The 18,667-nt window shown below is 34.9% G+C and carries 19 protein-coding genes, 1 pseudogene and 1 riboswitch; of the genes and pseudogenes, 5 read left to right on the forward strand and 15 right to left on the reverse strand.

Annotated features, from left to right (window positions below; translation table 11 throughout):
* Positions 1–309: 309 nt before the first annotated feature.
* The 3 genes from DN410_RS11965 to DN410_RS11975 all read right to left on the reverse strand — a co-directional run bounded on the left by DN410_RS11965 (position 310) and on the right by DN410_RS11975 (position 3,447).
* Positions 310–1,665, reverse strand: a complete 1,356-nt coding sequence (locus DN410_RS11965) for an RNA-guided endonuclease TnpB family protein (protein ID WP_149176671.1) — start codon at positions 1,663–1,665, stop codon at positions 310–312.
* Positions 1,666–2,013: 348 nt separating this feature from the next.
* A complete protein-coding gene (locus DN410_RS11970; protein WP_149176672.1) occupies positions 2,014–3,135 on the reverse strand; it encodes an AI-2E family transporter in 1,122 nt (373 codons plus the stop codon).
* 63 nt (positions 3,136–3,198) lie between these two features.
* Positions 3,199–3,447, reverse strand: a complete 249-nt coding sequence (locus tag DN410_RS11975; RefSeq protein ID WP_149176673.1) for a GlsB/YeaQ/YmgE family stress response membrane protein — start codon at positions 3,445–3,447, stop codon at positions 3,199–3,201.
* A 208-nt stretch (positions 3,448–3,655) separates the two neighbouring features.
* On the opposite strand from DN410_RS11975, the gene DN410_RS11980 reads away from it, so the two are divergent.
* Positions 3,656–4,111 (forward strand): GNAT family N-acetyltransferase, encoded by a 456-nt coding sequence (locus tag DN410_RS11980; RefSeq protein WP_149176674.1) that lies wholly within the window; start codon positions 3,656–3,658, stop codon positions 4,109–4,111.
* A 43-nt stretch (positions 4,112–4,154) separates the two neighbouring features.
* Positions 4,155–4,296: riboswitch (cyclic di-AMP (ydaO/yuaA leader) on the forward strand.
* 97 nt (positions 4,297–4,393) lie between these two features.
* On the forward strand, positions 4,394–4,537 hold the full coding sequence (locus DN410_RS27960) for a hypothetical protein (RefSeq protein ID WP_000945244.1): 144 nt from the start codon (positions 4,394–4,396) through the stop codon (positions 4,535–4,537).
* A 55-nt stretch (positions 4,538–4,592) separates the two neighbouring features.
* On the opposite strand, the gene DN410_RS11985 is transcribed toward DN410_RS27960, so the two are convergent.
* Together DN410_RS11985 and DN410_RS11990 are read right to left on the reverse strand one after the other, a co-directional pair.
* Positions 4,593–5,348, reverse strand: a complete 756-nt coding sequence (locus tag DN410_RS11985) for a class I SAM-dependent methyltransferase (protein WP_149176675.1) — start codon at positions 5,346–5,348, stop codon at positions 4,593–4,595.
* Between the two features lie 41 nt (positions 5,349–5,389).
* Complete coding sequence (locus DN410_RS11990) at positions 5,390–5,932, reverse strand: CGNR zinc finger domain-containing protein (RefSeq protein ID WP_149176676.1); 543 nt, start codon at positions 5,930–5,932, stop codon at positions 5,390–5,392.
* 109 nt (positions 5,933–6,041) lie between these two features.
* On the opposite strand from DN410_RS11990, the gene DN410_RS11995 reads away from it, so the two are divergent.
* Positions 6,042–7,223 carry an MDR family MFS transporter gene (locus tag DN410_RS11995; RefSeq protein ID WP_149176677.1) on the forward strand — a complete coding sequence of 394 codons (1,182 nt, stop codon included), beginning with the start codon at positions 6,042–6,044 and terminating at the stop codon, positions 7,221–7,223.
* A gap of 56 nt (positions 7,224–7,279) precedes the next feature.
* On the opposite strand, the pseudogene DN410_RS12000 reads toward DN410_RS11995, so the two are convergent.
* From DN410_RS12000 to DN410_RS12020, 5 genes and pseudogenes are all read right to left on the reverse strand, one after another.
* Positions 7,280–7,546 (reverse strand): annotated as a pseudogene (locus DN410_RS12000) (hypothetical protein); the annotation flags it as partial.
* A gap of 126 nt (positions 7,547–7,672) precedes the next feature.
* Positions 7,673–8,221, reverse strand: coding sequence for a DUF2179 domain-containing protein (locus DN410_RS12005; protein WP_000938439.1), 549 nt, complete (start codon positions 8,219–8,221; stop codon positions 7,673–7,675).
* A 196-nt stretch (positions 8,222–8,417) separates the two neighbouring features.
* Positions 8,418–8,831, reverse strand: coding sequence for an ATP synthase subunit I (locus DN410_RS12010; RefSeq protein WP_149176678.1), 414 nt, complete (start codon positions 8,829–8,831; stop codon positions 8,418–8,420).
* Between the two features lie 52 nt (positions 8,832–8,883).
* Positions 8,884–10,212, reverse strand: coding sequence for a hemolysin family protein (locus DN410_RS12015; protein WP_149176679.1), 1,329 nt, complete (start codon positions 10,210–10,212; stop codon positions 8,884–8,886).
* A gap of 120 nt (positions 10,213–10,332) precedes the next feature.
* Complete coding sequence (locus DN410_RS12020; RefSeq protein ID WP_000285637.1) at positions 10,333–10,740, reverse strand: MerR family transcriptional regulator; 408 nt, start codon at positions 10,738–10,740, stop codon at positions 10,333–10,335.
* A 473-nt stretch (positions 10,741–11,213) separates the two neighbouring features.
* On the opposite strand from DN410_RS12020, the gene DN410_RS12025 reads away from it, so the two are divergent.
* Positions 11,214–12,098, forward strand: a complete 885-nt coding sequence (locus DN410_RS12025) for a DMT family transporter (RefSeq protein WP_149176680.1) — start codon at positions 11,214–11,216, stop codon at positions 12,096–12,098.
* Positions 12,099–12,143: 45 nt separating this feature from the next.
* Here DN410_RS12025 and DN410_RS12030 read toward each other — a convergent pair whose 3' ends face one another.
* Entirely contained in the window at positions 12,144–12,965 is an 822-nt protein-coding gene (locus DN410_RS12030; protein ID WP_149176681.1) for a pentapeptide repeat-containing protein, read from the reverse strand.
* Between the two features lie 195 nt (positions 12,966–13,160).
* On the opposite strand from DN410_RS12030, the gene DN410_RS12035 reads away from it, so the two are divergent.
* On the forward strand, positions 13,161–13,337 hold the full coding sequence (locus DN410_RS12035) for a DUF1272 domain-containing protein (protein ID WP_149176682.1): 177 nt from the start codon (positions 13,161–13,163) through the stop codon (positions 13,335–13,337).
* A gap of 77 nt (positions 13,338–13,414) precedes the next feature.
* Here the strand turns inward: DN410_RS12035 and DN410_RS12040 are convergent, their stop codons facing one another.
* The 4 genes from DN410_RS12040 to fsa form a co-directional block, all read right to left on the reverse strand.
* Positions 13,415–14,482 carry a lactonase family protein gene (locus tag DN410_RS12040; RefSeq protein ID WP_472926184.1) on the reverse strand — a complete coding sequence of 356 codons (1,068 nt, stop codon included), beginning with the start codon at positions 14,480–14,482 and terminating at the stop codon, positions 13,415–13,417.
* A gap of 120 nt (positions 14,483–14,602) precedes the next feature.
* Entirely contained in the window at positions 14,603–16,144 is a 1,542-nt protein-coding gene (gene gntK, locus DN410_RS12045; protein WP_149176683.1) for a gluconokinase, read from the reverse strand.
* A gap of 130 nt (positions 16,145–16,274) precedes the next feature.
* Positions 16,275–17,600 (reverse strand): gluconate permease GntP, encoded by a 1,326-nt coding sequence (gntP, locus tag DN410_RS12050; RefSeq protein WP_149176684.1) that lies wholly within the window; start codon positions 17,598–17,600, stop codon positions 16,275–16,277.
* 396 nt (positions 17,601–17,996) lie between these two features.
* Positions 17,997–18,665, reverse strand: coding sequence for a fructose-6-phosphate aldolase (fsa, locus tag DN410_RS12055; RefSeq protein WP_000667676.1), 669 nt, complete (start codon positions 18,663–18,665; stop codon positions 17,997–17,999).
* Positions 18,666–18,667: the final 2 nt, after the last annotated feature.

Consider the following 18,667-nt stretch of genomic DNA (forward strand, 5'->3'; position numbering starts at 1 on the left):
TAATTACTAATCCATTCTTAGTCAACTACCCCCCACTGAGATAAAGCGTTTCAGTGGGGGCTTGAGTTAGAATGCTAGGTCTTTTCGTCTATCGCTAGACAGTTTGACGCTCTAGCATTCATGCCACCTTATGGTAACACCCCAAGTATATTTTTGGTTGGTACTGACAACGAACGATTGTTTTCCCACTTGCACCACCCTTTCGAAAAAAAGCAATTCTCCCTTGTGGAAGAAGCCACCACTCAGATGAATCTGGCGTGTGCTACAAGCCCCGACAAGTCGAGTACACATGGATGGTTGACACACCCACTAAGCTATGCGCGAAGCAACAGCCTTACGTTTTTGCACTTCTAATAGAATCGTCGTTTTCACTTTAAGATTTTCATCCCATTCTACAACTTTTGATTTTTGTAATGTATTCAATGCACCATTAATATCAGCGTGAATACATTTCCCTGATTTACTTTGGTACAGACCACGAGTGATTCGTTTGCCACTAAAGAGATACTGCATCTTATTATCCTTAGACCAAACTGGAACCGGATCTTTATCAAGAAAACTAGCCTTTGAAGTATAGCTTTCTTCTTGTTTTAAAAATCGTATACCTTCTTTTACACATTTATTCTCAATCGCTTCCATCAGTTTATGAAATGGGATTTGAACAAATGTTTGATTATTCTTTTTTCCCATATCAGATTTTTGTTTCCAACCAGCGTTATACCCTACAATAATAGTATCTATATCGAATGCTTTCACTTTTTTAAATAACAAGCCTACCGTTTGTGAAATGTAACCATTTATTTGTCGTTCTCGTTTATGCCAAAGTGCAGCGATTTTGTTCGTTACAACACGTTTGGAAATTCCATTTTCCATATTTTTCTGTTGCAGATTACGTATCATTTTGTTGAAGTACTGGTTAATGGATTTTAGTTTTTTTCCATCAATTAAGAACGTATCACCTGTATTTGTCACGCAACTTACTAATCTATCTACACCTAAATCGCAACTCAAAGCGTTACTAGTAGTCGTGGATGTTTTTTTCATTTGAGAAACGTGCATTTCATATGTGTAATGCACCTCAAAGAACCGACCTTTTTGCTTCGGTACAATCTCAATATAGGAGATTTTTTTATTTCTCAAGTTTTTAGGCATACGTATTTGAATGGAACCGAATTTTTTTCTGAATGCAACATTCATCGGAATGATCCAATATCCGTTCTCATCCACTTTTGGCACTTGATAGATTTCAATGATTCGTTTGTCAGTGGAACGAGAATAATGCGGAAACTTAGGACGACCTGTGAAGGTTTCAGGTTTTTTCTTCCACCGTTCCAACGCTTTAAAAAAGCTTTTTACTTCTGTAAATAAGGCTCTACGAATCGCTTGCACAGAGTTTGATTGAATACCCCAGTAGTTCATATCGGCTTGCATGGCAGTATCTACTTCCTTTACAGTAGCCATTTTATTATCGTTCAAATAACTTTGTTTAATGGTGTACAATCCAACATTTCGCAATGCTTTTGAACTATGTGACATGCGTTGAAGTAAACGAAATTCTTTAGCTGTGAGACAAGCTCGTCCGATATTTTGTTTCTGCGTGAATCGTTGTATAGTTTCTCTTTTCTTTTGTTTACGTAATACTTTTACCGCTTTCTTTCTAGCCATTGTTTTCACCACCTTTCTTAGAGCATTCATTAAAATTATTTTTGACAAATCAATATTGGGAACGAAATGGAACAAAATGCGAACATGTTCTTCATCGTAATTCTTTTTGGCTCAAGTAGCCGAATGATGATCATTATTCAATTTCGTTGTCTTACAATCTATTCCCTCCTTATATAGGGCAGATTATATCGTAAGACAAAAGAAACAAAATTGTTTCGTCTACCTGCTGACGGCAATTCATCTCCACCTGAATTGTTGGGTTTCACCCGTAACACAAATCAGAAGGAGTCTTCTTGCCGAAAAGGATAAAAAGAGCTAAAACAGTATAATCTGTTTTAGCTCTTTTTTCTACGTATTCAGCTTAACAAACCTATAACCATGCGTAACTAACACTTTCAATATCGCATACCCTGGAATTGCTAAAATAATTCCCATAATCCCAAATAAGTTTCCAGCAGTTAAAATGATAAATATGATTGTAATCGGATGAATGTCTAATTTTTTCCCCATGACTTGCGGAGAAATAAACTTACCCTCTGCTAATTGTACAACCATCATAACGATAATTACTTTTAAAACCATTGCTGGCGAGTCAATAAATGCGATAATTAAGGCTGGTGTAATCGCAATAACTGGTCCTACGTACGGAACGATATTTACAATCATCGCTAAAATAGCAAGTAATACAGCGTATTTAATTCCTATAATAAGATAACCAATTAATAGCATTATACCGATAAACAAGCTAACGATAATTTGCCCTCTAATATATGAACTAATCGCATAATGCATATCATCTAATATGTTCTTCGCAGCTGGTTGTCTTTGCTCTGAAATAAACTTTAAAAAGTGATTCGGTAATTGCTCACCATCTTTTAAAAGATAGAACAATATAAACGGAACCATTACAAACGTTAAAACGACTTCTGTAACAGTGCTTAAAAATCCAGTTACATTCCCAGTCACTGATGATAATGACTTCGTAAAGTCTACTGTGTAGTCTTTTACCATACTCGCTACATCAATATTTAAATTCTCCTGAATTTTTCCTAGTAAATTACTTTCCCCAAATCTACGTGCTGCTCGTTCAATTTCATGACCGAAATACGGTAAGTTATCTATTAATGCATCAATTTGATCTTTAATAATTGGAATAACCGTTAAAACTAAAAACACAAATAATCCAATTACTATTAAGTATATCGAGGCTATCGATACGATTCTTGAAACACCTTTCTTTTCAAGAAGTGAAACGAATGGATGCAAAATATAAAATAGTACGCCCGCTAATAATACCGGGAAGAAAATTGTTTTTAAAAAGACGATAAACGGTGTAAAAACAAATGATATTTTTGTTAATAATAAAATATTAATGAACAATAGTGCAAACCCAAGTAGCACTGCTAAATAATTGTGTTCTCTAAAAAACTTTTTCAGCTTATCTCTTTTTCTTATATTTATTTTTTCCAATGAAACCACCTCTTCGAAAGATGAAAAGCCCTTATTCAGGGCTTTTCATCTTAATCTATATCTTTATTTCCTTGCAGCTTTCACTACAAATGATACAATAAGAATTAACACGATTGCTCCTAATAATGCTGGCACAACATGAATCCCACCAAATGATGGCCCAAAAGATCCAAATAGTCTACCACCTAGCGAAGCACCTAATAAACCTGTAATAATATTTCCGAACATACCACCTGGAAAATTTTTACCCGTTATAGAACTGGCAATTGCACCTATAATAGCACCAACTATTAATGTGATAATCCATCCCATTTTTAGTCCTCCATTTCTATTATAGTTGTATGATTCAATACGAAAATATGTATTTATCAATACTAACTATATTTCACTATAGAAATATACCTACTACTATTTTACGTATGGAGATACATATATTATATGCAAAACAGAAAAACATTGTCAAACTTATCCAACAATCAATTATATCGATATAATTACTTTAAAGGAGGAGTCATATTTTATGATTCATAAATTACTTTCCCATTCTTATGAAGTAGCAACATCTATTTTACAAGTTCAAATACCAGCTTATACAATTGAAGCAAATTATATAAACAGTACCGCAATCCCCCGTTTATATGATACTGTAAACGATATTCAAAATTGCGGTGAAACATTCTATGGATATTTTTTTGAAAATAAGCTTGTTGGATTTATTTCTTTTATACAAGAAGAAAATCTAATTGATATTCACCGACTCGTTGTATCGCCCGATTTTTTTCAAAAAGGAATCGCAACGAAACTGCTACTTTATATTTTTAACATGTTCCCTTCTTCCATGACATACATTGTACAAACAGGTAAAGCAAATACCCCTGCTATTACATTATATAAAAAACACGGATTCATTACAGTATCAGATATAATACTTCCTGACGGCATAATTCTTACGCAATTAAAAAGACAGAAAACATAAAATAATTTGACTTGTTCATTTATTTATGTTATTTTTTACCTTATAAAACCTTTTGCTGAATCCAAAATTTGGAGCGGGGGAACCACTTTTGTAGCTATGCTACTTGGGGCGAATCTTTTTTAAGTAGGGAACTCTCACTTCCCGAGTCCGACAGCTAACCTCGTAAGCGTAATGGGAGAGGAAGGTGCTTTTTGCCTATGTTACACAGTGTGCCTCCTTAATTATAAATATGGAATCGATACCAAATAGACACCTATATTTATAGAAAAGGAGACATGTATAATGTTACGTTTATCTGATCACGCAATTAAAATGATGGAGCAAAGACTTCGACTCGAGCAACACCGCACATATCAAGCAAATAAAATTGTAGATAACTTACATCACAAATACTTCTTTCAACATATTTTTCAGCCGAAAAGATAAGCACTAACCTTTAACAAAATACAGCGTACACTGAAAAAAATGTACGCTGTATTTTTCATTTTCTTGCCTTCACAATAAAAGTAGTTGGCACCATTCTAGCTTTATATAAAGAATAATATTTCGTAGACGGCTCACCTAGTTCTTCATCAAACGAGCTCGATGGTTCAGGCTCTTCTATTCTCTCAATTGTAAATCCCGCTCTATTTAACTCATTTATGTATGTACTTATTTTTCTCTTATATAATGTCGCTTGTACATTTTCTCCTTTAAATGTTTCAAACGTAATAGGCGTTTCCTCATGATAAGAAGATTTTATAGTAATTTCTTCTGTACCATACTGTAAATTCGAGTACACTGGATGCTCCCAGCTAAAAATAAAGCTTCCTCCTGGCTTTACATACGAATACATCAATTCCAACGTTTTTCTTAAATCCGAAGTCCAACCTAATGCATAAATGGAGTATACAATATCAAAATAATCTTTCGGAATATCCCCTTCTTCTTCCATTGCTCCACATATTAACTTTGTATTCCAACTCTTTAACGTTTCATTCGCCGTTTTAATTTGTTCACTTGAAAGATCAAGCCCCCATAATTCCTCTGCTCCATGTTCCGCCATATATTGCAACGAATGTCCACTCCCACATCCAATATCAAGAACCTTTTTATTTCTAATTGAATCGAACAAATGAATTTCATCTTCAGACGCCGTATACGGACCATATTTCGGTAAACAATCCACTTGAAAGAAATAAGGTGCAACTGTATCCAAACACTTTTTATTTAAAGCTAACATTTGTGTACCTTTCATATGCTACATTCCCCCATCCAAATTTTTTATCCTACTATAAATTACACATCATAACCCGATCTCCCCTTTCTCTTCGCCCGGTAATTTTTCACTTTCGCGATTGTTCCGCACGCTCTTCCTCCTCCTTCTCCAGCATACATACCGCACCATCTTTTACTTCCATTGCGCGAATGGTCATAAAATACCCAGCGACAATCTGGACATGCTTTTAACCTTCCCCACAAATTTTCTTGAATTGACATTAACACAATGCTTAAAAATTTTGTATACACATTCTCTTCGTATACTGGTTCATGTGTAATACCTTTCATATCTTCCTTTATATGTACATGAAATGGGTATTTTTCTAACCATTTTTGCAATGATCCTTCGCCTTCAATTGTCATCCGAATATCTTCTCGAAAACCTCTTAATTCCTCTATCGTATGAAATGGAAACTCTTCATGAAAATATTTATTCATAAATTGCTTTATATTATCTTCTGTTTGCAGCAAATCAATTGCTTCTCTCGTATCATTTGGTATTCTCCATGTATTTAAAAATTCGCGAATATATTCTAGTTCATTTGGTGCGTTCTGATTCAATTTCATCCACCTTCTTAAAATTTACTTTTTTCTGACTTTATGTATAATTATAATATAAAACAGTTAACCATCAAATATTTTTACTGGTTACAATATTAGGAGGAGTTCTATGAAAAGTTTCTCAACACCGATACGTTTCATGCTTATTTCTTCATTTTTTATGTCTTTTGGATATTTTGCAGTATACGCATTTTTAGCTATTTATCTATTAACCTTTCTCCATTTTTCAGCTTTTCAAGTAGGAACAGTGTTGACGGTTATGATAATTACATCACGAGTTATCCCTTTATTCTCAGGATTAATTGCTGACAAAATAGGCTATATCATTATGATGATAACCGGGTTATTTTTGAGAGGAATCGGATTTATCGCTTTAGGAATATGCTCTGATTTCTATACAATTTCTATTTCTTCTGCACTTATTGGCTTCGGAACTGCATTTTACGAACCTGCCGCTCGCGCTATATTTGGCTCACAGCCAGCTCATTTGAGAAAAAATTTATTTACATATTTAAACCTTAGCTTTAATTGCGGTGCAATAATCGGACCAATTGCAGGAGGTTTTTTACTCTTACTCGATCCAATCTATGCTTTCTCTCTAACAGGATCTCTTATGCTGTTATTCGCTTTTATCTTTTACTTACTTAAAACTCACTTCCAAGTCACTACTGAAAACACGTCAATTACATTAGGAATACAGGCCATCTTACAAAACAAGTCTTTTCTTCTGTTTTCATTTATCATGATTTTCTTTTATATTATGTTTACTCAGCTTACTGTCGCACTTCCACTTCATATGAAAAATATTAGTAATAGCAATCAGCTTGCTACATTAGTCATTACGATAAATGCAATAACAGGCGTCATATTTATGGTGTTATTCCGAAAACTCTTTCACAAATACAACACACTTTCATTTATTAAATACGGCATTTTATTAATGAGTATTTCCTTTTTACTCATTCCTTTATTTCAACACCCATATTGGCTCTTTATTTGTGTAATTTTCTTTACAATCGGTGAAACACTCGTATTACCTAACGCTGATATCGCTATTGCAAATTACAGTAATGAATCATATACAGCCACTTTCTTCGGATTTTATCAACTATCACTCGCATTTGGTTTTATCATTGGTAATTATACTGGTACATGGTTTACATCCAACTTAAACGGAATGTATACACCATGGCTTATTTTCGGCGGAATTGGACTTATTGGTTTTATTTCACTACATATTTTAAATATTAAAAAAGGGTCCTCTAAAGAGGATGGATGTATACCTATGTAATACAAGCGACCTATAATGAAAAAGATTCGACCATCATATTTGACAGTCGAATCTTTTTATTTTTCATATTCAAGATGATTATGTCTTTTACAACCAAATAAATAGCAAGCTCCTATATAATCGGTTTCAAATTCTAACCCTGGAACATATCCAGATTTGATACGTTCTATCATTTTTTTATAACAATTATTCTCTTCTCTATATTCCTCAATTAACTCTTTCTTATCGTTTTCTGTCCAGTTATCTTCTACTTCTTCATTCTCGACATCTTTTATTTCTGCTGTTTTCGCTTCGATAGATTCCCGTATAACTTCATTTATACGGTTTAGTTTTTTAATTAACTGTTAAGCACTTTTCATAAAAAAGAGAGGAATCCACTTCAAAATGGATTCCTCTCTTTTACATATGGGATTATGCCATACTTTTAGAACTGCACTACTCCCTTTTCTTTACGATGCATGATGATCTTTCTTTTTCATTAACGCTCTTTTCTTCATTGCCTTCGTTAAATATCCACCTTTAAATGAACGAATTTCATACGAAGACATAAACGCTTTCGGTGCAATTTCATTAATAATTTCTAACAGTTCTTTTTCTCTAGAACGTTTTGCAACGATATCTAAGCGATAACGTATAGAATTAATACCTTCGCCTTCAAATACAGTAACGCCAAATCCAGAGTGACGTAATTCATCTACTAATTCATTACAACGGTCTAGTAAACTAACTTGATACGTAATATAACCAATTGCTAATTTATTCTCTATATAACCGCCTAATAACAGTCCCGCACTAAAGCCGATGACATAGGCAACGATGTTCATCCAATTTGATAAATCTTGAAACACAATACCTAAACTGACAATATAAATTGCTCCTTCTAACAATCCTACGCCAGCAGCGGATCTTGTTTGATTCTTTACAAGCAAAATCGTACGAATTGTTAAAATGGGAACGTAAATAATTTGAAGCACAAAAATAAGTAGCGCTTGTAACATTGGTATCCACCTCTTTCAAAAAGTCTTTTGTCATGATAACATACTTAAGCTTTAGAAATCGATGGGTTTTTAAATTTTTTTACATTATTTTTCATACTATTGAAAAACGGAAAAAAGAAGCGTATTATATTTGTCGTTAATTTGTTTACTTATATCATATCACTAAACTAAAAAAGGAACCCATTAGGTCCCTTCATCATAGCTCTATGTTTTTCGAAGCATGTTCCCTTTTCTTCTCTTCTTCTTTCACTAACTGCATATTTGCATAAGCTAAATTCGCAATCATTAAAAAGTGACCACCTAAAATACCTGTACCAAATGCCCACATTTCCATTTCATGCTCAATTTCATACATAATGATAGCTCCTAATATAGCAGCTGCAAATCGATTTAAAACTCCTAATCCAGGAGCCTTTTCTTTCAGCACAATACTTCTGCCTAGTTTCTCCACTCTACGAGCTAATAACCAAAGGCAGTACGCACTTACAGCTAATCCGATCCCAAACCCTGTTACTTGTTTTCCAAACGGAGTAATCGTCCACATAAGTAGTAAACCACTAAAGATTACATACAATTGTAATCGATATACACGTAAGGCTACTTGAATCAAAATATCCGCTCCTAATTTCTCATTTTTTATACTTTAGAAGAAAAGCAGCAACTTACACAGTTGCTGCTTTCTCTTCTTCTTGTTCCTGCTCCATCTTACGAATTTCAACACGTTTAATTTGGTAAGCATCTTTTTCTAACACTTTAAATTCATAACCTTCCGCCTCAACGTGTTGTCCTTCTTCGATTTCATGATTTTGCATCATAATCCATCCACCGATTGTATCCACATCATCTTCTTCAATGTGTAATCCAAATAAATCTTTCACTTCTGAGATAAGCACTTTCCCATCAACAATGATATGTTGCTCGTTCACATGTTGAATTGGTGGTGCTTCATCTTCATCATATTCGTCACGAATTTCGCCGACGATTTCCTCCAAGATGTCCTCAAGCGTTACAATTCCAGCTGTTCCTCCGTACTCATCATATAAAACAGCCATCGGAATTCGCTTCTTCTGCATTTGAAGTAATAAATCGTGAATTGGAGTTGTTTCCATCACTTCAATAATCGGACGCATATACGAGCGAATTGATGATAAATCTTTTTGATCCTCGGTCATATATCGAATAAAGAAATCTTTTACGTTGACCATACCGATAATATCATCTTTATCTTCTCCAAAAATCGGATAACGTGTGTATCGCTCATTTTGGATTACTTTCATGTGTTCTTCTACTGAATCTTCCAGGTAGAAACCAACGATTTCTGTTCGCGGCACCATAATCTCTTTTGCAATACGATTATCAAATTCAAAAATGTTATTTACATACTTGTATTCAGCCTGATTAATTTCGCCACTTTCATAGCTATCTGAAAGGATGAGGCGTAATTCTTCCTCTGTATGAGCTACTTCATGTTCTGAAGCTGGTTTTAAACCGAATAAGCCAGTTACAACACGCGCTGAACCGTTCAATACCCAAATAAATGGATACATTACTTTATAGAACATCATTAATGGACCTGCCAATAATAATGTTACTTTTTCAGCTTTTTGAATTGCCATCGTTTTCGGAGCTAATTCCCCTACTACAACGTGTAAATACGTCATTAACATAAAAGCAAGACCAAATGTTAATACTGATGAAACAGAAGGATTTAAGTTCCATTTCTCAAATAACGGGTGTAATAACTTTTCGATTGTCGGTTCACCTAACCAACCTAATCCCATAGCTGTAACTGTAATACCTAATTGACAAGCAGATAAATATTCATCTAAATTTGTTGTTACCTTTTTCGCTGCTAAAGCACCGCGTTTTCCTTCCGCAACAAGCTGATCGATACGACTTGAACGTACCTTTACAATAGCAAACTCAGCTGCTACGAAAAATCCAGTAAATGCGATTAAAATCGCAACCATGACTAAATTAAATATTTCCAATGAATCCCCTTAGTTAAAAAAACTAAGGTGTCCACCTCCTGTATACTATAATGTTTTCTTATTTGTTTCTTAGAAAACATAGCCCGATACAAAAATTAAAGAGGTCGGATTACACTTATTCTACAATAATAGAGCAAGTGTCTGTATTAAAGCTGTCGTTTGACCAGATAAAGATTTCGATATTTTTTCACGTTGTGAATCAGTCAACCCATCTAAAAGCGGCTTTAACTCCGTTAACTCTGCTTCTAATCGATGAATATGGTCTGTCACTTCATTCACTTGTTTCGAAACGTGTTCATTGATACCGAGCAGCTTTTTCTTCTCCTCGATTTTCTCTTTAATCTCACAAAGCGGCATATGCATTTCTTTGCACTTCTCAATAAATTGTAATGTCTCAAATGCTGTTTCGTCGTAATAGCGATAATTAGATTGAGATCGCTCCGCTTTTAAGATACCTAGATTCGTATAATAATCAATCGTTCGTTTCGACACGTGAGCCATGAGAGCCAACTGTCCGATTCGATACACCTTCCCAACGATCTTCCCCCCTTGTTTATATTACTAACATCATACAATACATAAACTGTACAGTCAAACGTGACGGTTTATTATTCACATTTTATACAAATTTCCACATATTCTCTTAAACTTATAAAATATATTTTCAACTAAATAATTAGATTATAGAATTTATAACATGCCAAATTCACGAAATATATTCATGAAATCATCTGTTCTTCTCAATCCTTCTTACTTTTAGAACATACTATTCCATTTTTCAAAGACAGATTCATACAATACCCCGCAATAAACTGAAAATTAAGTTATAATATCATTATAAACATCGAAAGGGGGATATATAAATGTACTACAACACTTCATTCGAAAACGATCAACCTGTAGGCCGTCTATAATCTAAGACGGGCATTCATATAACAAGTGCGCTATGCCTCGTCTTAGGGAATGTATTATGACCCTAAAAATAGACGGAGGTAATTTAAATGAAACAAACAATTTTAGGAGCTATCTGTTTATCACTAGCAGCTAGTATATGGGGCGGTATGTACGTTGTTAGTAAATATGTACTCGACTTTATCCCACCACTGACACTCGTTTGGCTACGCTTTATCATTGCTTTTGTTGTTTTATATATGATTTTAAAAATAGCTGAGAAAAAGCAAAAGAAGAACGTAACCATTCGTAAAAAAGATTGGCTATTATTCGCATGGATTGGATTTATCGGATATTTCATTTCGATCACTTGTCAATTTATCGGTACAAAATTATCCGACGCTCATACAGGATCGCTAGTAACATCAGCTACCCCTGCCTTTATGGTTATATTTGCAGCGATCATTTTAAAAGAAAAACTAACCGCTCGTAGACTGTTATCTACTATAATAGCAACAATCAGTGTCATTATCGTAATTGGATGGGATATTGAAATTGGCTCCTATTTTATCGGTACGATTATTTTAGTTGGAGCCGCTATCACATGGGCTTTACTATCCATTTATGTGAAGATTGCTTCGACCCGCTTCTCATCTTTAGTTATTACAACGTACGCAATATTCTTTTCACTCTTTTTTATTACACCTTTTATGGTATGGGAATTTCAATCAAGCCCTATTGAACATATGAACATGTATGTATTATTAGGCATACTTTATTTAGGAATCGTCTCAACGGCAGGTGCATTTTTCCTTTGGAATAAAGGATTAGAATTAATGGATGCAAGCATCGGTTCCTTATTTTTCTTTTTCCAACCTATCGTCGGATCGTTGCTTGGTTGGTTGCTCTTAAATGAAACATTAAGCAGCAACTTTTTCATTGGTGGTATTCTCATTATATGTAGTGTTTTCATTACTACTTTTGAAAAGAAATGAAAAACAGGCAGAGATTCTTAATCTCTGCCTGTTTTTATACACTCTTTACGCACTCCAATGCGATGGACGGGACAATAATTTCGGCAATTTCGTATGTTTGTCCCCTCTCGCCGCATTAACTTGAACTTGCGTCAGAAAAATACTATTTGTAAAATCGGCCCCGCGAATATCTGCATCTCGCAAATCTGCTCCGATGAGATCTGCTCCTCTTAAATCTGCACCGTTTAAATTAGCCGCAATTAAGTAAGCTCCTCTTAAATTCGCCCCTTGCAAATTTTTCTTTTTCAAATTTGCCCCCATAAGGTCTGCTCCGCGGTGAATGATTCGTTTCTTACGCGCAGCATTCATTTCCTTCCAAACTAACTCACTCGTTTCTAAAAGTAAAATATTTACTTCTGCACGGTGTAATGGAATATTTACTTTCATTAACTCGTCCGCATTTAAATTCGAAAGGTGCTCCGTCTCTTCAATCGCTTTACTTAATTCCTTATGAATCGATTGTGTCGCCTTCAATAGAATAGCCTCATTCAAATACCAAAGCATTTCATGTAGCTGATGCATAACCGGAAAAGCATCATACATTTTTCTCGCATGCTCAGCATCTTTCCGCCAATCAATCCCGTTAAATGTAACTTGAGAAATCTTCTGCCCAGCGCCAAAACATTCAAATACTGTACAACCTTTATACCCTTTTCCTCTAAGGTTTTTATGTATACTACATTTATAATCTGACTGTAAATTAGAACACGGCTTTCCACCATCTTTATTCACCGCAAAATCTACCGATGCCGCGAACGGTAACGCCACGCAACATAGACCAAAGCATTTTTCACAGTTTGCTTTTAAATGATCGTTATGATTAGTCAAAATGTATACCCCCTGTTGTCTTTTGACTATTTCATAATATTCTAACTGCATGAAATAATCAATTTAAAAATAAACGAGCACCTTTCATTTCAATTCATAACTTTATCATTCGATTTCCTTTCAATTGAAAAGGACTATTTCTATTTAATGAATTATAATTAAATTATAAATTTTCTAACTAAAAGGAGAATTACTATGGCACTACAAATGAAAACAAACTGTCAAATTTGCGATCAATCACTGGGGCAAGATGCTGAAGCATACATTTGCGTATATGAATGTACATTTTGCGCACCATGTACAGAAGAAAGACACAACGTTTGCCCAAACTGCGGCGGCGAGTTAGTACGTAGACCGAAAAAGAAACAATAAAAAGCAAAGCGATATCGCTTTGCTTTTTTAAACATATGAAATTATATCAACGATTTTTCAAATATATCGAACACAACTTAAACGTTTAAAAACTTCACACAAACCGGCTCTGGCACAGCAACATCAGATTGTAAAAGTGTTAACTTCCCTGTAGATTCACTCCTTGAAAATAGCACAAGATTATGTGACTTTTCATTTGTAGCAACAAGGAACTTTTCAGTAGGATCTAATACAAAGTCTCTTGGCCAATCTCCTTCTGTAGATGTGTGTTCCACAAATGTAAGCTCACCTGAGTTTTGATCCACGCTGAAAACAGCGATACTATTATGACCACGATTACCTGCATATACAAACCGGCCGTCAGAAGAAATATGAATCGCACTTCCTTGATTATTTTCATCAAACGCGGCAGGAACAGTAGAAATATACTGTAATTCTGTAAAGGACCCTTCTTCTGCATTATATGTTAACACAATAACCTCTGAACTCAGCTCAGTCATCACATAAGCGTACTTTCCATTCGGATGAAAAGTAATATGTCTTGGACCACTCCCTGGTTTCACAGACAAGCTATTCACTTCTTTTAATGCACTATCTTTTATTTCATACGTAATTAATTTATCAATCCCTAAATCAACGCCAACTACATATTTTTCATCAGGAGTGTACCCTGCGTAATGTGCATGTGGTTTTTCTTGTCTTTCTTTATTCAGACCTGTACCTTCATGTGTCATAATAGATAAAGCAGGACTTACCGTTCCATTTTCTTCATTTACTTCAAAAGACTCAATCGTTCCTTTATGGTAATTCGCTGTAACTACTGTGTGCTTTCCACTATCAACACTAATATGACAAGGAGAAGCACCTTCTACTACTTGTCTATTTTTCGCTTTTAGTTCTCCAGTATGACTATCAATGGAATAAGCAGCTACACCGCCAGATTCGCCTTCCTTAACAACGGAATAGAGATATTCATTATTTCGGTTAATCGTTACATATGTAGGGTTATCCAGCTTAGCCGCAAGTGTTACATTACTAATTTTTTTTGCTTCTGTGTCTAAAGTAAACTTATATATTCCCTCACTATTTTCTTTCGTATATGTTCCAACATATCCAATAAACTCTTTGTTATCCTTCATTTTCATAACCCTCTCTCCCTATATTTTTCATTCATTATACTTCTTAAAATATTTTATGTTGAAAGAGTATCCTAAAAAATCGGAGTACCTCTTTATACGTTACCATATTTTCTTGTTAAATAGCCTTTAAACCCACTTTTTTTGGTACGCTGCTATACTTTCATATTCTTCTTCCAATTGACGGGACAGACGAATATAGATTGGTGTTAAATCTTTATATTTTTCCACACTTTCCATGTTTGGCTCATGGTGGAAATTCGCACCTACCATTTCAGACACTACATGCAACGTATCTACTTCACCTAAACTATATAAACCGAGGATTGCAGCTCCTAAGCAAGAGCTTTCGAAACTTTCCGGAACATATACGTCTTGATGGAAAATATCCGCCATCATCTGTCTCCAAAGTTCCGATCTTGCAAAACCGCCTGTCGCTTGAATTTTTTTCGGTTCGCCAATTAGTTCTTTTAAAGCGAGAAGAACTGTATATAAATTATAAATTACCCCTTCTAAAACAGCACGGATAAGGTGTTCTTTCTTATGATGCAATCCAAGTCCAAAGAAAGATCCTCGTGCATTTGCATTCCATAAAGGAGCTCTTTCCCCTGCTAAATAAGGGTGAAATAATAAACCATCAGATCCAGGATTCACTTTTGCTGCTATTTCAGTAAGCACTTCATATGGATCTTTTCCTAAACGCTTCGCAAGCTCAATCTCTGAAGTGCCTAATTGATCACGAGCCCACCTGAAAATCATACCACCGTTATTAACTGGTCCACCGATTACCCAATGGTCTTCAGTTAAGGCATAACAAAAAATTCTACCTTTTGGATCTGTTACAGGACGATTTGTTACAGCACGTATCGCACCGCTTGTACCAATTGTAACAGCCACAACACCAGGATCAATTGCATTTACACCTAAATTGGATAGGACTCCGTCACTCGCTCCTACTATAAAAGGAGTAGAAACAAGTACATTCATCTCATTTGCGAGTTCTTCATCTAATCCTATTAAGCTGTGCGTCGTTGGAACAATTTTAGAAAGCTTCTCATCTGTAATTCCCGCAACATGTAAAGCTTCTTCATCCCATTTTAAAGATTTCAAATTAAACATTCCTGTTGCTGATGCTATAGAATAATCAATTACATACTCCTTATATAACTTATAAAAAACATACTCTTTAATAGAAATAAATTTATAACTTTTTGCGAATAATTCTGCTTGTTCATTCTGTAGCCAAACTAATTTCGAAAGTGGTGACATCGGATGAATTGGTGTCCCAGTACGCAAATAAATTTCATGACCATTCATATCATTCTTTATTTTCTCTGCCCAGCTTGCACTTCTATTATCTGCCCAAGTGATACATCTCGTTAACGGCTTTCCCTTCTCATCTACAGCAATGATACTATGCATTGCCGAACTAAAAGAGACACAAAGAATATCATTCGGCTGTACACTACTTACTCTTACAGTTTCTTTAATCGTATTTATTACTGCATGAAAAATTTCTTCTGGGTCTTGTTCTGCTGTTTCAGGCGTAGGAGAATATAAAGGATATTCAATTCCATGACTTGCAATAACAGATCCATCAGTAGAAAATAGAACCGATTTTGTACTAGTTGTCCCAATATCTACACCCATCATATATTTTGAGCTCACCATTTCTTCCTCCTAACAAAAATCCCTATAGTATCCTAATAATATAAGAACTATAAAAATATATTTATTTTATCTATTGATAACGTTGTGTGCTAAAGTTGTCTTTCTAAATTCATATAAAAGCATCCTTATTTTAAACAAACATATCGAGTAGTAGAACTCCTCCAAAAGCGATAAATGAAAGTAATGTTTCTAATACCGTCCATGTTTTAAATGTTTCTTTCACTGTTAACCCTAGGTATTCTTTTACCATCCAAAAACCAGCATCGTTTACGTGAGAAAACATTAATGCTCCTGCACCTGTTGCAATGACGAGCAACTCTAAATTTACACCTGTCGTATTTTCAACGATTGGTGAAACGATGCCTGCTGCTGTTGTTAAAGCAACTGTCGCTGACCCTGTCGCAATTCGAATTAATCCAGCTACTATAAATGCTAATACAATTGGAGATAGAGCTAAATGCTCAGACATTTGAGCAATAGCATTACCTACTCCACTATCGATAAGAATTTGCTTAAATCCGCCACCAGCACCAATAATCGCAACAATTGAACCGATTGGTAATAAGCTATCTTCTGTTATCTTCTTAATAGCCTTTTTATCGATACCTTGACGAAATCCAAGAAAATAGAACGCTGCAAAACATGCAATCAATAGCGCAATTATAGGACTACCGATTAATGTGACAATCTTCATCAAAGTAGTAGAAAGTGGAACATAAGGAGCTGCTGCTGCTAAAACCATTAACATAACAGGTAACAAAATAACTAAAAATGAAACTCCTATTCCTGGTAATTTCGTTGATTTTGTATTTACACGGATCAACTCTGGCTCATTTTCAGGAATTACACGTTTGTGAATCCATTTTGCGAAAATAGGACCTGAAATAATCGCTGCAAAAAATGTAATAATGAGTGAATACAATAGTACCTTCCCAAGATTCGCTTTATAAATACCAATTGCAACGATTGCCCCTGGATGTGGAGGAACAAGACCATGTACGACAGATAGCCCAGCAATTGCTGGTAATGCTATCAATAAAATATTTTGTTTCGTTGTTTTATGAATTGAAATTACTAATGGCAGTAATATTAAAATGCCTACTTCAAAAAACACCGGGATTCCAATAATAAAACCTGCAATTAACATAGCCCATGGTAAGTTTTTTATCCCAAAGGATTTAATAAAGAACTCTGCCACTTGCATTCCAGCACCTGACTCTGCCATCATTTTCCCTAAAATTGTACCTAATACTAAAATACCTACTAAATGCCCGAGAACACTTCCAACTCCCGTTTCATAAGCACTCACTATTTTATCCATTGGCATTCCAGACATAATTGCTAAAAACAAACTTGCAATTGTTAAACTAATAAACGCATGCCATCTCCACCACGATACCCCTAAAATAACAATTACAATTGATAATAATGTAATCATTAAAAGGTACATATTCATACTTAATCCCCCTTTATGTAAACCCTTTCAAAATTGCTGTATAATTAAAAGAACCTATATAGTTCTTACTTGAGTAAAGGATACCTTTACATATTGATATACAATTAAAAGCATCTTCACATCATAATGATTGATATAAAAAGAATCTCCCTTATCAGAGATACACTTTAACTCATCTCTCTAATAAGGGGATTTCTCTTTCATAATTATAATGTTATTGTGATAAACGCTTCGCGTGAGCGATTTTCCCTTTTTTAAAAGTGAATGACGCTTTCTTCTCTTACTGTTTTCACGTAGTAAGACTACAAACTCGGGATCCAGTTTAAACGATGAAGTTACTTAGGATTTGTCCTCTCATGAAAAGCAATTTTCGGAAAGCCTCTTCACTTTCATGCATTATAATTTAGGAGCTTTCGCCCAATCCGCAGCAAACTTCTCAATACCTTGGTCAGTTAATGGATGCATAGCAAGTTGTTCAATTACTTTATAAGGAATTGTTGCAATGTGAGCACCTGCCATCGCTACACGAGTTACATGATCTGGATGTCTAACAGAAGCCGCAATAATTTGTGTATCTAATTGATGCACATCGAATAATTCAGCAATTTTAGCAACTAATAATACGCCATCTTCAGAAATATCATCTAAGCGTCCTAAAAATGGAGAAACGTACGTTGCACCTGCTCGAGCAGCTAAAAGAGCTTGGTTCACAGTGAAAATAAGTGTAACGTTCGTTTTCACACCTTTTTCAGTAAGATAGCGACAAGCTTCTAATCCTGCTAGCGTCATCGGAAGTTTTATTGTAACTTTTTCATCGCCACCGTTAATTTTAATCAGTTCTTCTGCTTGAGCGATCATTTCTTCAGCTGTAACAGCATCTGGCGTTACTTCTGCCGAAACAGATTCCACTTTAGGTACTGCCTGACAAATTTCTGCAATACGGTCTTCAAACTTAATGCCCTCTTTTGCTACTAAAGAAGGATTCGTTGTAACACCAGCTAAAACTCCAAGTTTATATGCTTTTTTTATGTCCTCAAGATTTGCAGTATCAATAAAAAACTTCATGA

The sequence above is a fragment of the Bacillus sp. SH5-2 genome, from assembly GCF_008368905.1.
GTDB lineage: Bacteria > Bacillota > Bacilli > Bacillales > Bacillaceae_G > Bacillus_A > Bacillus_A luti.